The 14,043-nt window shown below is 60.5% G+C and carries 13 protein-coding genes; 2 read left to right on the forward strand and 11 right to left on the reverse strand.

Annotated elements, in window-relative coordinates; translation table 11 throughout:
- Positions 1–72: 72 nt before the first annotated feature.
- The 4 genes from N8H71_RS24850 to N8H71_RS24865 form a co-directional block, all read right to left on the reverse strand.
- On the reverse strand, positions 73–606 hold the full coding sequence (locus N8H71_RS24850) for a GNAT family N-acetyltransferase (RefSeq protein WP_262196031.1): 534 nt from the start codon (positions 604–606) through the stop codon (positions 73–75).
- Positions 607–696: 90 nt separating this feature from the next.
- Entirely contained in the window at positions 697–1,803 is a 1,107-nt protein-coding gene (locus N8H71_RS24855; protein ID WP_262196032.1) for an NADH:flavin oxidoreductase/NADH oxidase, read from the reverse strand.
- Between the two features lie 284 nt (positions 1,804–2,087).
- Positions 2,088–3,797, reverse strand: a complete 1,710-nt coding sequence (recJ, locus tag N8H71_RS24860) for a single-stranded-DNA-specific exonuclease RecJ (protein ID WP_262196033.1) — start codon at positions 3,795–3,797, stop codon at positions 2,088–2,090.
- Between the two features lie 54 nt (positions 3,798–3,851).
- Positions 3,852–4,394: a YaeQ family protein gene (locus tag N8H71_RS24865; protein ID WP_007954646.1), complete on the reverse strand. Its 543-nt coding sequence runs from the start codon at positions 4,392–4,394 to the stop codon at positions 3,852–3,854.
- A gap of 146 nt (positions 4,395–4,540) precedes the next feature.
- Between N8H71_RS24865 and N8H71_RS24870 the strand changes: the two genes are divergently transcribed.
- Together N8H71_RS24870 and N8H71_RS24875 are read left to right on the forward strand one after the other, a co-directional pair.
- A complete protein-coding gene (locus tag N8H71_RS24870; protein ID WP_262196034.1) occupies positions 4,541–5,740 on the forward strand; it encodes a CaiB/BaiF CoA transferase family protein in 1,200 nt (399 codons plus the stop codon).
- A 13-nt stretch (positions 5,741–5,753) separates the two neighbouring features.
- The gene (locus N8H71_RS24875; protein WP_262196035.1) at positions 5,754–6,647 is read left to right on the forward strand and encodes a TIGR02285 family protein; all 894 of its coding nucleotides are present in this window, start codon (positions 5,754–5,756) and stop codon (positions 6,645–6,647) included.
- Positions 6,648–6,821: 174 nt separating this feature from the next.
- On the opposite strand, the gene N8H71_RS24880 is transcribed toward N8H71_RS24875, so the two are convergent.
- From N8H71_RS24880 to xerD, 7 genes are all read right to left on the reverse strand, one after another.
- On the reverse strand, positions 6,822–7,103 hold the full coding sequence (locus tag N8H71_RS24880; RefSeq protein WP_262196036.1) for a DUF3509 domain-containing protein: 282 nt from the start codon (positions 7,101–7,103) through the stop codon (positions 6,822–6,824).
- A 163-nt stretch (positions 7,104–7,266) separates the two neighbouring features.
- Positions 7,267–7,674 carry a DNA-binding protein gene (locus N8H71_RS24885; RefSeq protein ID WP_262196037.1) on the reverse strand — a complete coding sequence of 136 codons (408 nt, stop codon included), beginning with the start codon at positions 7,672–7,674 and terminating at the stop codon, positions 7,267–7,269.
- Between the two features lie 117 nt (positions 7,675–7,791).
- Positions 7,792–9,162, reverse strand: coding sequence for a transporter substrate-binding domain-containing protein (locus N8H71_RS24890; protein ID WP_262196061.1), 1,371 nt, complete (start codon positions 9,160–9,162; stop codon positions 7,792–7,794).
- Positions 9,163–9,281: 119 nt separating this feature from the next.
- Complete coding sequence (thrC, locus tag N8H71_RS24895) at positions 9,282–10,691, reverse strand: threonine synthase (protein WP_262196038.1); 1,410 nt, start codon at positions 10,689–10,691, stop codon at positions 9,282–9,284.
- Positions 10,692–10,757: 66 nt separating this feature from the next.
- Positions 10,758–12,062 (reverse strand): homoserine dehydrogenase, encoded by a 1,305-nt coding sequence (locus tag N8H71_RS24900; RefSeq protein ID WP_018926703.1) that lies wholly within the window; start codon positions 12,060–12,062, stop codon positions 10,758–10,760.
- 132 nt (positions 12,063–12,194) lie between these two features.
- Positions 12,195–12,926 carry a bifunctional protein-disulfide isomerase/oxidoreductase DsbC gene (dsbC, locus tag N8H71_RS24905; protein WP_007954633.1) on the reverse strand — a complete coding sequence of 244 codons (732 nt, stop codon included), beginning with the start codon at positions 12,924–12,926 and terminating at the stop codon, positions 12,195–12,197.
- Between the two features lie 143 nt (positions 12,927–13,069).
- Positions 13,070–13,966: a site-specific tyrosine recombinase XerD gene (gene xerD, locus N8H71_RS24910; RefSeq protein ID WP_262196039.1), complete on the reverse strand. Its 897-nt coding sequence runs from the start codon at positions 13,964–13,966 to the stop codon at positions 13,070–13,072.
- Between the last annotated feature and the right edge of the window lie 77 nt (positions 13,967–14,043).

Consider the following 14,043-nt stretch of genomic DNA (forward strand, 5'->3'; position numbering starts at 1 on the left):
CATGGATATCGATTGATCACAGAGCTTGTGTACAACCGAAAACCTGTGGGAGCGAGCTTGCTCGCGATGGCGTCAATCCAGGCGACAGTAAAAGTGGATATCGTGAGGTTCGAGTGCAAACAGCTCGGGATCCGGTTGCGCCAGCAACCGGCAACCCTGGCGCTGATAGAACTCCACAGTATTGCGCGACTCGGTCGCCGAGACGTACAACGCCTCGGCACCGACTTCCCGGCCATGCTCGCAAGCAAGGGCAAACAAACGCCCGCCGAGGCCCTGTCCACGGTAAGCACGGCTGATGTGCAAAAACTTCAACTGCCGCATCCTCAGGCCCTGATTGTGTATAACCCGGTTATCCACAACCACCGCCGCCACCATTGTCTCGCCATCGAAAAAACCGTGTAGCCACCCTCCGCTGCGCCAGCATTTCTCCAATACCTGCGCGTTCTCCTCCGCTTCCCCTGCGGGCCAGCCGCGCATGTCGAAACGCGCCGGATACAGAATCAGCTCACCGTTTTCCACGCGATAACATTCCTCGATCAACTCGCTGCGGTCGATCAACGCCAGCAGCGGCAAGTCCGATTCAGTCAGCGTTCGTTCGATCAACATTGGGCCCCTTCCTTTGCAACGCCAAACGACAGGCAAGAAAAAACCCGCCAGTTCAATGGCGGGTTTTATAGGCTGGGCGGCGGATCGGAATCAATCCCGCAGATCAGACTCGTGAATCGGCTGATCCCGATGGGTCGCACGTTGATACTGCGCCGGCCACACTGCTTTGCGTCCACCCAGATCATCGTCGGCATGCAGCGGCCAGTACGGATCACGCAGCAGCTCACGGGCGAGGAAGATAATATCGGCCTGACAGGTCCGCAGGATGTGCTCGGCTTGGGCCGGCTCGGTAATCATTCCCACGGTGCCGGTGGCAATGCCTGACTCCTTGCGCACCCGTTCGGCGAAGCGCGTCTGATAGCCGGGCCCCACAGGAATTTCAGCGTTGGCCGCCGTACCGCCCGATGACACATCGATCAGGTCAGCCCCCAAGGCTTTCAATCGTCGCGCCAGCTCCACGGTTTCATCCGGATTCCAGCCGTCTTCAACCCAGTCGGTGGCCGAAAGGCGCACAAACACCGGCAGTTCTTCCGGCCACACCGCGCGCACCGCCTCGGTCACTTGCAGCACCAGACGAATCCGGTTTTCGAACGAACCACCGTACTGATCACGGCGCTGATTGCTCAGCGGCGAAAGAAACTGGTGCAACAGATAACCGTGCGCCGCATGCACCTCGACCACACTGAAACCGGCGGTCAGAGCACGTTTGGCTGCTGCCACGAAGTCCTGAATGACCTGGGCGATCTGACTCTCATCAAGTTGTTTCGGTTGGGTGTGTTGCGGGTCGAAGGCAATCGGCGAAGGCCCGACCGGCGTCCAGCCGCCGTCATCCGGTTTGACGCTGCCGTGCTTGCCGATCCACGGCCGATGGGTGCTGGCCTTGCGCCCGGCGTGGGCCAGTTGAATGCCGGCCACTGCGCCCTGCGCATTGATGAAACGGGTGATGCGTTGCAGCGGTGCGATCTGTTCGTCGTTCCACAGGCCCAGGTCTTCGGCGGTGATTCGCCCGTCGGCCGTGATCGCCGTGGCTTCGGTAAATACCAGTCCAGCGCCCCCCACGGCACGGCTGCCGAGGTGTACCAAATGCCAGTCGTTGGCCAGGCCATCGACGCTGGAGTACTGGCACATGGGCGACACGGCGATGCGGTTGGACAGGGTCAGTTGGCGAAGGGTAAAGGGTTCAAGCAGCAGACTCATGGGGCACCTCTCAAATCAGTGGGCAGGCTCCAGGGTTCTGTTTGAAAAGTCGACGAGTGACAGGAAAAAGGTGCAGCACCCGCCCCCGCGGGCAAAAAATTCGACAAGACGTCACAAGGCCAATCAAGCAGTGCTTAGAGCCTAGTCGACATCCGGGGATGAGGGAGGGTTCAGAGTGATTCTGTGTGTGTGTAAGTCCGCCATCGTCGGAACGCCGCCCGGAGCAGGCTCGCTCCCACAAGGACAACAGCGTACCTGTGGGAGCGAGCCTGCTCGCGAAGGGGTCAGCGCGGTTCGATGTGGGCAATCATCAGTTGCACGGTTTCATTGCCGCGAAACTCGTTGAGATCGAGTTTGTAGGCCAGCTCAACCCATTTGATCGTCGGGTTCGGCCAGATATCGCGATCAATGCCGAAGGCGATGCCATCCAGCTTCACCGAACCGCATTCGGTTTTCAGCACCACTTTCAGATGTCGCTCGCCGACTACCCGCTGCTCGACCAACTGGAACACGCCGTGAAACAGCGGCTCCGGGAAATGCTGACCCCATGGCCCGGCGTGACGCAGGGCCCGAGCCAATTCCAGATGAAACTCCTCGACCGCCAGCGTGCCGTCCGACAGCAGGCGCCCGGTCAGGTCTTCTTCGCGAAGTTGCCTACGTACTTCGGCGTCAAATGCCTCGGCGAACAACGGAAAATTCTCCTGCGGCAAGGTCAGACCGGCCGCCATCGCATGACCACCGTACTTGGCGATCAGATCCGGATGCTGCGCCGCGACCACACTCAGCGCATCACGGATATGGAAACCCTGAACCGAACGCCCCGAGCCCTTGAGCAAACCGTCGCCAGCATCGGCGAAGGCGATGGTCGGGCGGAAATAACGCTCCTTCATCCGCGAAGCCAGAATACCGATAACACCCTGGTGCCATTCCGGATCGAACAGGCACAGGCCGAACGGCATCGACTCGACCGGCAAGTCCTTGAGCTGGGCCAGCGCTTCACGCTGCATGCCTTGCTCAATGGATTTGCGATCCTGGTTCATGCCGTCCAACTGCGCCGCCATTTCCCGGGCCAGCGCAGCGTCGTGGGTCAGCAGGCACTCGATGCCCAGGCTCATGTCATCCAGACGCCCCGCCGCGTTCAGGCGCGGGCCGACGATGAAACCGAGGTCGGTAGAGGTAATGCGCGAGGCTTCACGCTTGGCCACTTCCAGGATCGCCTTGATCCCCGGCCGCGCACGTCCGGCGCGAATTCGTTCCAGCCCCTGATGCACCAGAATCCGGTTGTTGGCATCCAGCGGCACCACGTCGGCAACGCTGCCCAGCGCCACCAGATCCAGCAGTTCGCCGATGTTCGGCTGTGGTTTGTTCTCGTACCAGCCGAGGCTGCGCAGGCGCGCGCGCAAGGCCATCAGTACATAGAAAATCACCCCGACCCCGGCCAGCGCCTTGCTCGGGAACTCGCAGCCGGGCTGGTTCGGATTGACCAGTGCATCGGCTTGCGGCAACTCATCGCCGGGCAAGTGGTGGTCGGTGATCAAGACTTTCAGGCCATGACGCTTCGCGGCCGCCACACCTTCGACACTGGAAATACCATTGTCGACAGTGATCAACAGTTGCGGCTCGCGGGTCATCGCGACTTCGACGATTTCCGGGGTCAGGCCGTAGCCGTATTCGAAGCGGTTCGGCACCAGATAATCGACATGCGCCGCGCCCAACAAGCGCAGGCCAAGCACGCCCACAGTGCTGGCCGTCGCGCCGTCGGCGTCGAAGTCGCCGACGATCAGGATCCGCTGACGCTGCTCCAGTGCCGTCACCAGCAGGTCCACCGCTGCATCGATCCCTTTGAGCTGCTGGAACGGAATCAGCCGCGCCAGGCTCTTGTCCAGCTCTGCCTCGGACTGCACGCCCCGCGCCGCGTACAGGCGGGTCAGTAGCGGTGGCAGTTCACCGAGAAAAGGCAGAGTGGCGGGCAACGGGCGAGGATCGATACGCATGGGGTGACAGAAGCTTCTCTTGAATACGTGGGATTTTTCGGAAGTAGCGCGGACTCAACCGCGCTCGCCTTGCAGCCAGGTGAGCTGCACTTCGTGCTGTCCGCGATCGTCGGTAACGAAGATCGTGCCTTCGCTGATCATCACGTCCCACTTGATGACACGGGGCATGTCCTGAGCCAGGGTTTCCAGCACTTCCTGAGGAACAGCAGCAATGTTGACGTTCTTCAGGTTCTTGATCGCCGGGATCACCTTGCCTTCCCAGACGCGCAGGCTGCCGTAGGCCAGCAGGCTGGTGCGTTCGGTGCGACGGGAGCACCAGGTCAGGCGATCCGCGTCCGGCTGGCCGACTTCGATCCAGTGCAGGACACGATCATCCAGGCTCTTTTCCCACAGCGCAGGTTCATCCACGTCCGACAGACCACGACCGAACGACAGCTGCTCGTTGTACCAGAGCGCGTAGGCCAACAGGCGCACGGTCATGCGTTCTTCGGTTTCCGAAGGGTGACGGGCGATAGTCTGCTTCACGTTCTCGTAGACGCTGCGGTCGAGATCGGTGAGGTTCAGTTCGAATTTGTAAGTAGTGGACGGCTGGGCCATGAACGGGCTTCTTGATACGAGGAAAGTCGGCAAGTCTAACCGATGCTGTAGGCAATCCACGAATTGATGGCGATCAACCTTGCGCGACTGACAGCCGGCTATGTTAAAACGCTGTATCTGCTCAGCCTTGTCCTACAGGATCTCGCATGCCGTTCGCCAACAAACCGCTCAGCGGTCTGAAAGTCATTGAATTGGGTACTTTGATTGCCGGGCCGTTTGCCTCGCGCATTTGCGGCGAGTTCGGTGCCGAAGTGATCAAAATCGAATCGCCGGACGGCGGTGATCCGCTGCGCAAGTGGCGCAAGCTGTATGAAGGTACTTCGTTGTGGTGGTTCGTCCAGGCTCGCAACAAAAAGTCCCTGACCCTGAACCTGAAACACCCCGACGGCCTGGCAATCCTGAAAAAACTGCTGGGCGAAGCCGACATCCTGATCGAGAACTTCCGCCCCGACGTTCTGGAAAAACTCGGCCTGAGCTGGGAAACCCTGCACGCACTGAATCCGAAACTGGTGATGGTGCGCCTGTCCGGTTTCGGTCAGACCGGGCCGATGAAGGATCAGCCAGGTTTCGGTGCTGTCGGTGAATCCATGGGCGGATTGCGCTACATCACCGGTTTCGAAGACCGCCCGCCAGTGCGTACCGGGATTTCCATCGGCGACTCGATTGCCGCCCTGTGGGGCGTGATCGGCGCGTTGATGGCTTTGCGTCATCGCGAGGTCAACGGCGGCCTCGGCCAAGTGGTTGATGTCGCGCTTTACGAAGCGATCTTTGCCATGATGGAAAGCATGGTGCCGGAGTTCGATGTGTTCGGATTCATTCGCGAGCGCACCGGCAACATCATGCCGGGCATTACGCCCTCCTCGATCCACACCAGCGCCGACGGCAAACACGTGCAGATCGGCGCCAACGGCGATGCGATCTTCAAGCGTTTCATGCTGATCATCGGCCGCGAAGATCTGGCCAATGACCCGGCGCTGGCCAGCAATGATGGGCGCGACACCCGCCGTGACGAGTTGTACGGCGTGATCGACCGCTGGGTCAATTCGCTGCCGCTGCAAACCGTGCTGGACCTGTTGAACCAGGCCGAAGTCCCGGCCAGCCGGATTTTCAGTGCTGAAGACATGTTCAACGATCCGCAGTACCTGGCCCGGGAAATGTTCCTGCACGCCAAACTGCCGGACGGTAAACCCTTCAAGATGCCGGGCATCGTGCCGAAACTCTCTGATACACCCGGCACGTCCGAATGGGTCGGACCGCAGCTCGGTGAACATAATGCGCAGGTACTCCACGATCTTGGCTACGACGAGAAGCAGATCGCCCGGCTGCGCGAAGACGGAGCCATCTGAGCTGAAGCGCCTGATGCCCTCGGCCTCGAACCGCGCCCACCATTGGTGGACCTGGCGGTTGTTCGGCCTGCTATTTCTGCTGGTGCTGCCGGCGTGGGCGCAGGCCAAACCGACGTTGATCTGGCTGTTGCGCGACCTGCCGCCACTGACGATCTTCGAAGGCCCGAAAAAGGGCCAGGGCGTTATCGATCAATTGATGCCGATGCTGATTGCCGGCATGCCGCAATACGAACACACCTTGATGCGGGTCAATCGCGCCCGTGGCATTCAAATGCTGCATGAACATCCCTTCGCCTGCGATCCGTCACTGATCTGGAACAAGGAACGGGCACAGTGGATCGCCTTCTCCATTCCCGCGTTTCGCGCTGTCAGCAATGGTCTGGTAGTGCGCCAGAGAGATCGCGAAGTGCTGGAGCCGTTTCTGGTCGAGGGCGAGGTCGATCTGTCGGCGTTTCTGGCCAACGGCGAGCGAAAAGTCGGAGTGGTCGCGGAACGCAGTTATGGCGAGTACATCGATACATTGCTGCATCAGGCACCGACTGGCGCACTGACGCCGCACTACGGCAACGATGCGCTCAGTAGCCTGCTGTCGATGCAGCGTCTGGGGCGGTTGCAGGTGGTGCTGGGTTACTGGCCGGAGATCCGTTACCAGGCGCGCCAGGCCGAGATAGCCGAAGACGAACTGCTGTTCTTCCCGATTCGCGGCACGGGCAAGTACCTGTCAGGCCATGTTGGCTGCACCGACACCACGGCGGGCCGGCAGGCGATCACTGAGATCAATCAGCTGTTGCGCACCCTGCCCCACGAACACCTCAACCAGCTCTACGCCGACTGGCTTGATCCGGACATGCGGCCAGACTACCTGGAACAGGCGCGGATTTTCTTCCAGCAACAAGCCGCGCAGTGAAATCCGGACAAAAAGAAACCCCGAGAAGTGGGGAGACGACTCGGGGTTAAACGTGGCCTGTATCAAAGACCCGTAGCAGCAAGCGACAAGCACCGGAGCACAATGCTTGATCCTGCTGTTACGGGGTCTGACTGACTTGGATGCAGGAAGGTTCCCACAAATTAAAAATCAGTTTCAGAGGGTCGGATGCTTGTCGAGGGCAGCGTTTCGCAACGCGGCGATCACACAGGGTTCCAGCCGGCCTTCGGCAATCAGGATGTCACGGTGCAAGCCGTCGACCACATCCGTCAGCTGGCGCTTGTCACTCAATTGCGCCTGATTGAATTCGCGCTCTACCACGATCGCGCCGCTGCCGTTCTTCAAGGTCACCAGGCATTCGCCGTGGCGACCGCAAGGGGTCAACGTCACCTGATACGGGCTCAGAGCCTCACCGAGCAATAGACTGATACTTTCCATCTCGATCTCCACTCAATAGTCCGAAAACACAGCGTCTGGGGCGTGCTCACAGTAAATGACCACCGGCCCGAGAGGAAAGTTCGCCTGTCGCCGGCCTCTCCCGGAGCGTCACCCGGCCTATCTGAGCATGCATGGGGAAGATGACAGAAAAATAACCGTGAGGCTAAACGTCGACGGAACGCGGGGGGATCGTCATGTAGCTATCCAGGAGTGCCCTCATCAGGACCGCCGAGACCGGTGTGTGCAGGCGACCCAACAACAGGATCCCGTGTTCACCCAGCGAGGTTTCCAGATCGGCCAGCAGGCCCGGCGCCACACCCCCCAGCAGAATCAACGCTCGCGTGTCCTGCCGGTCGGTCAGGTGCCGGATCAGCGCCAGTCCGTCACCGCTCTGCAACTGTGGATTGCACAGGGTGATGTCAACGGCGCCACGACGCGCCAATGAACGCTTTGCCGAACCCAGCGACGGCGCGGTCAGCACATCGTAGATACCGATGGCGTTGAGCATCTGATGCAGCGCCATGAGCTGGAACGGATTGGGTTCGAGAATCAGGACTTTGAGCGAGCGCATGGGACGACCTCTGGACGACAATCGCGGATTCACGCCGCAGTGGCTTGTCACTCTAGGGCAGTCGTCCTAAGCCTCCCATCAGAAAAGTAGCCGCGTTTTATAGGACTTTTCCCATCTTCAAGGCAGACACTGGCACCCGCTTTCTTTCCTCCGCTCAGTGATGTCGGTCCAGCCACCGAGCAGGCCGCGCAGGTTTCCATTGGCACTGTAAAACGGCACCGTCCACTGGTAGATGTGACGGGACCCACTTTTGAACAACAACTGCCGTTTGCTGAAGCGAGTCTTGCGCGTACGCAGTTGCACCATGAACTCGTCGTGCAGCATCAATGCCGTGGATTGTGGAAGGGCATCGAACTCGAACAGTGTCAGACCCAGCACCTGCTCCTGTCGAACCGACAATGCATCTTCATAACTGCGATTGCACATGACCAGTCGTCCCTGCAGGTCTCGAACGAATACGGGGTCGGGCATCGCGTCGATCAATGCATGTTGGAAGGCCAGTTGATCGCCCAGATCCTTTTCGGCCACACGACGCTGTCTGATTTCGGCCGCCAGACGGCGATTCCAGATCAGCGACAGCAGACCGAATAATCCGAGCCCTCCCATCGCCCAGCATCCCCACATCACCAGTCGCGCCCCGAGCGAAAGGGGGGGCACCGGTGAAATACCATCCAGCCATTTCAGGCGCATGGCCCGCAACTCGGCGGCCGAGAAGGCGCCCAATGCCTTGTTGAGGATGCTCAGAAGCTCAGGCATCCCTTTGCGGACCGCCAGGTGATCCGCCTCCCACTTGCCCTCCACGAGACCACCGACCTTAAGCAGACCGGAGGGAAACAGCTGTGCGCCAATCTCGTTTTCAATGGTGGCGTAGGCCTCGCCGCTTTCGACCAGCGCCCGAGCCTCGGCATAGGTCTTGACCGAGCGGATCTGGATCGACGGGTAGTCGCGCCGAATGCTGTCCTCCAGCGCATGCCGGGCCGGCAGTACCAGTACCCGCTTGGCCAGCGCCGCAAGCGACTGTATCGCAGCTTCGTCGGCATGCCCGACGAACACCCAGCCGGCACCGCCGAACGCGTGACTGAAATCCAGAAACGCCTTGCGTTCGTCGTTCATTGCCAATGTCGTGCTGATGTCAGCCACTCCGCCCTGGAGCCGCTCCAGCATGTGATCGGTGGAAAACGACTCCTGATGCACGAACTGCAACCCGGTCATGGCGCTGATGTGCTTGAGCACATCATTGTTCAAGCCGCTCCAATGGCCATGCTCATCCTGAAACAGGTACAACGGGTATTGCACCGAAGCAACGGTCACCCGAGGGTTATCTCGAATCCACTGACGCTCGTGCTCATCGAGCTCAATGGGCTGAACAGCCTCCAGCGCATCGGAATGCTTCGCCAGATGGGCTGCTTCGGCCCACTGTGACAACCCGAAGCAGCCCAATAAAAACAACCAGCACAGGGCTGGTTTCAATCCTGAAAAAAACCGCATTGCCACATCCTTCGTCATCGACTCGCCCGTCCTTGGTGGGCGAAACGCGCGCAGTGTGGCATGCAAAAACAAGAAAGCCCGTCAGGAGACGGGCTTCAAAATGTGACAGCTTTGCGGGCTTAAAAAGGCTTGCCGCGGTTGCCATGCTGACTGACAAAGGCTTGCACGGCTTTGAGCTCGTTCGGCAGGACAGTGCAGCGCTCTTCTCTCTCAAACAAATCAGAAAGATGTGCAGGTAGCTCGAGAGCTTTTCCTACGCCTGCTTTCTCCACCGCGTCCGGGAACTTGACCGGATGCGCCGTGCCCAGAATCACCATCGGGATGTCCAGACTGCGACGGCATTCGCGAGCGGCTTTTACGCCGATGGCGGTGTGCGGATCCAGCACTTCACCGGTCTGTTCGTAGACTTCAGCAATGGTTTCGCAGGTTTGCGCATCGTCCACGGCCAGCGAGTCAAACAGTTTGCGTGCTTCGGTCCAGCGTTCCTGTTCGACGCTGAAGCCGCCGCCCTGCTTGAACGAATCCATCAGCCCGGCAATCGCCGCGCCGTTGCGACCGTGCAGGTCGAACAGCAGGCGTTCGAAGTTCGACGAGACCATGATGTCCATCGACGGCGACAGCGTGGCGTGCAGGGTTTCCTTGACGTACTGGTTGCCGCTCATGAAGCGGTGCAGGATGTCGTTGCGGTTGGTGGCGACGATCAACTGATTGATCGGCAGGCCCATGTTGCGCGCCAGGTAGCCGGCGAAGATGTCGCCGAAGTTGCCGGTCGGCACCGAGAACGACACCGAACGCGCCGGGCCGCCCAGTTGCAGGGCTGCGTGGAAGTAGTAAACGATCTGGGCCATGATCCGCGCCCAGTTGATCGAGTTCACCGCCACCAGGCGCGTGCCCTTGAGGAAGCTCTGGTCGGCGAAGCTGGCCTTGACCATTTCCTGGCAGTCGTCGAAGTTGCCTTCGATGGCGATGTTGTGGATGTTCTCACCGAGGATGGTGGTCATCTGCCGACGCTGCACTTCGGACACGCGGTTGTGCGGGTGCAGGATGAAAATGTCGACGTTTTCGCAGTGCTTGCAGCCTTCGATGGCGGCCGAACCGGTGTCACCGGAGGTGGCGCCGACGATTACCACGCGCTCGCCACGCTTTTCCAGCACGTAGTCGAGCAAACGACCGAGCAGTTGCAGGGCGAAGTCCTTGAACGCCAGGGTCGGGCCGTGGAACAGCTCCAGCACCCATTCGTTGCCGTTCAGCTGACGCAGCGGCGCAACGGCGTTGTGGGCGAACACACCATAGGTTTCTTCAAGAATCTTTTTGAAATCGGCGTCCGGAATGCTGCCGGTGACGAACGGGCGCATGACGCGGAAGGCCAGCTCGTGGTACGGCAGGCCGGCCCAGGAAGCGATTTCTTCCTGGGTGAAACGTGGCAGGTTTTCCGGGACGTACAGACCGCCGTCGGTGGCAAGACCGGCCAGCAGGACGTCTTCGAAATTCAGGGCCGGTGCCTGGCCGCGGGTACTGATGTAACGCATGACTGACTCCAATGGACAGTGTTCACGACACCGGCCCCGCTGGCGGGACCGGTGAAGGAGATCGGCTTAGTTCAAGTGCTCGACGCGGATCCGCACAACCGGACCGACCACGCCCGCCAGCGCTTCGAGGGCGGCGATCGCATCGTTGATGTGCTGTTCCAGCACGCGGTGGGTCAGCAGGATCATCGGCACCAGGCCGTCGTGTTCCTCGACTTCCTTCTGCATGATCGACTCGATGTTGATGCCGCGCTCCGAGAGGATGCTCGCCACCTGAGCGAGCACGCCCGGATGGTCCTTGGCCTGGATGCGCAGGTAATAGGCGCTTTCGCAGGCTTCGATCGGCAGGATCGGATGCGCCGACAGCGAGTCCGGCTGGAAGGCCAGGTGCGGCACGCGGTTCTCCGGGTCGGAGGTCATGGCGCGAACCACGTCCACCAGATCCGCGATCACCGACGAAGCGGTCGGCTCCATGCCGGCGCCGGCGCCGTAGAACAGGGTCGAACCGGCAGCGTCACCGTTGACCATCACCGCGTTCATCACGCCGTTGACGTTGGCGATCAGGCGATCGGCCGGGATCAGCGTCGGGTGTACGCGCAGCTCGATACCGGCGGCGGTGCTGCGTGCCACGCCCAGGTGCTTGATGCGGTAGCCCAGCGCTTCGGCGTAGTTCACGTCGGCGGTGGTCAGCTTGGTGATGCCTTCGGTGTAAGCCTTGTCGAACTGCAGCGGAATACCGAATGCAATCGATGCCAGGATCGTCAGTTTGTGCGCGGCGTCGATACCTTCGACATCGAACGTCGGATCGGCTTCGGCGTAGCCCAGCGCTTGCGCCTCGGCCAGCACGTCTTCGAAGGTGCGACCCTTCTCGCGCATTTCGGTGAGGATGAAGTTGCCGGTGCCGTTGATGATCCCGGCGACCCAGTTGATACGGTTGGCGGACAGGCCTTCACGGATCGCCTTGATCACCGGAATGCCGCCGGCTACCGCCGCTTCGAATGCCACGATCACGCCTTTCTCGCGTGCCTTGGCGAAAATTTCATTACCGTGAACGGCAATCAGAGCCTTGTTCGCGGTGACCACATGCTTGCCATTCTCGATGGCCTTGAGTACCAGCTCGCGGGCAACGGTGTAGCCGCCCATCAGCTCTATGACGATGTCGATCTCAGGGTTCGTGGCCACTTCGAAGACATCGTTGGTAATCGCAATACCGGTCGTCTGGAACTGAGGCTTTGGCGTGCGCATGGCAATTTGTGCCACTTCGATTCCACGCCCGGCACGACGAGCAATTTCCTCGGCGTTGCGCTGAAGTACGTTGAAGGTTCCGCCACCGACGGTCCCTAACCCACAGATGCCTACTTTGACCGGTTTCACTGTGAACTCCCCATAAAACGGCCGACACGAGGCCGGCCGTGAAAACAACCGCAGGTTCGCGGCTCTCTGTTGATGGCCCGGCAATCCTGCCGCCGGACCACGCTCGTCAACGCCTGAGCGTGACGATGCGAATTACTTCGCGCCCAGCGCCAGTTTGGCGACTTGTGGCGCAGGCTGGTAGCCCGGAATGACTTGTCCGTCAGCCAAAACGATGGCCGGTGTGCCGTTCACGCCGATCGACTGACCGAGGGCGAACTGCTTGGAAACCGGGTTCTCGCACTTGGCGGCCTTGATTTCCTTGCCATCGACCATTTTGTCCATGGCGGCTTTCTTGTCTTTCGAGCACCACACGGCTTGCAGTTGTTCGTCACCCGGCGAACCGAGGCCCTGACGCGGGAACGCCACGTAGCGCACTTCGATGCCGCGCTTGTTCAGCTCGGGCACTTCGGCGTGCAGCTTGTGGCAGTACGGGCACGTGGTGTCGGTGAAAACGGTGATGTGCGACTTGGTCTCGCCCACGGCCGGGTAAACCACGGTCTCGGCCACCGGGATCGCATTGATCAGTTTGGAAATGCCCAGGCGCTCGGTCTTCTCGGTCAGGTTGACCGGTTTGCCGTCCTTGAGCTGGAACATGTAGCCCTGAACGATGTACTGGCCGTCGGCGCTGGCGTAGAGCACGCGGCTACCCTTGAGCTTGACTTCATACAGGCCCGGCAGCGGGCTGGCGGTAATGGTGTCCACCGGCACATCGAGCTGGAGGTTTTCCAGGCTTTGGCGAATCGCTTTGTCGGCCGCGTCATCGGCGACGGCAAAGGTGCTGACCAACGCAATGGCTGCGGCGGCGAAAATCTGGGTCAGACGCATGAGAACTCCTGAAGGCGGACAAATGGAACGATCAGAACGCCCGTGCCGGAACACCGGGTCATAACCGCCCATCGTGCAAACCGGCAAAGCCTACCACATAAGGCTCCCGTGGCCGAATGCGCCTGTCGCAAGACAAACGGCGCTCAGCCACGCGGGTGATGTTTGGCATGCAGATCCTGCAAACGTGCCCGGGCGACGTGAGTGTAGATCTGCGTGGTCGACAGGTCGCTGTGGCCCAACAGCATCTGCACCACCCGCAGGTCGGCGCCATGGTTGAGCAAGTGCGTGGCAAACGCGTGACGCAAGGTGTGTGGCGACAGCGACTTGCCGATCCCGGCGACCTTGGCCTGATGCTTGATACGGTGCCAGAAGGTCTGGCGGGTCATCTGCTCGCCACGCTGGCTGGGGAACAGCACATCACTGGGGCGCCCGCCCAGCAACTCGTCGCGACCATCGCGCAGGTAGCGTTCGACCCAGACAATCGCCTCCTCGCCCATCGGCACCAGCCGTTCCTTGCTGCCCTTGCCCATCACCCGCAACACGCCCTGACGCAGGTTGACCTGTTCCAGGGTCAGACTGATCAACTCGGTCACCCGCAGTCCACAGGCGTAAAGCACTTCGAGCATGGCGCGGTCGCGCTGGCCGATGGCTTCACTCAAGTCTGGCGCCTTAAGCAATGCTTCAACGTCGGCTTCCGACAAGGATTTGGGCAGCGGCCGACCGAGTTGCGGCATATCAACGCGCAAGGTCGGATCGACCGAAATCAGTTTTTCCCGCAGCAGGTAGCGATAAAAGCCACGCACACCGGAGAGGAATCGCGCGGTGGAGCGAGGTTTGTAGTTCTGTTCCAGACGCCAGGCCAGGTGATCGAGGATCAGTTCGCGACCGGCATTGATCAGCTCGAGGCCTTTGTCCTGCAACCAGCCGTTGAACAGCGCGAGATCGCTGCGATAGGCGTCGCGGGTGTTGTCGGACAGGCCTTTCTCCAGCCAGAGGGCGTCGAGAAACTGGTCAATCAGTGGGTGGTCGATGGCAGGCATGGGCGCTCAAGACACGCAGGCTTGGCACTGCGCGCAAATAAAGAGTGAACGGTTGAAATGGCCGCTAGTCTTTCATA

Source organism: Pseudomonas koreensis, assembly GCF_025447595.1.
GTDB lineage: Bacteria > Pseudomonadota > Gammaproteobacteria > Pseudomonadales > Pseudomonadaceae > Aquipseudomonas > Aquipseudomonas koreensis_H.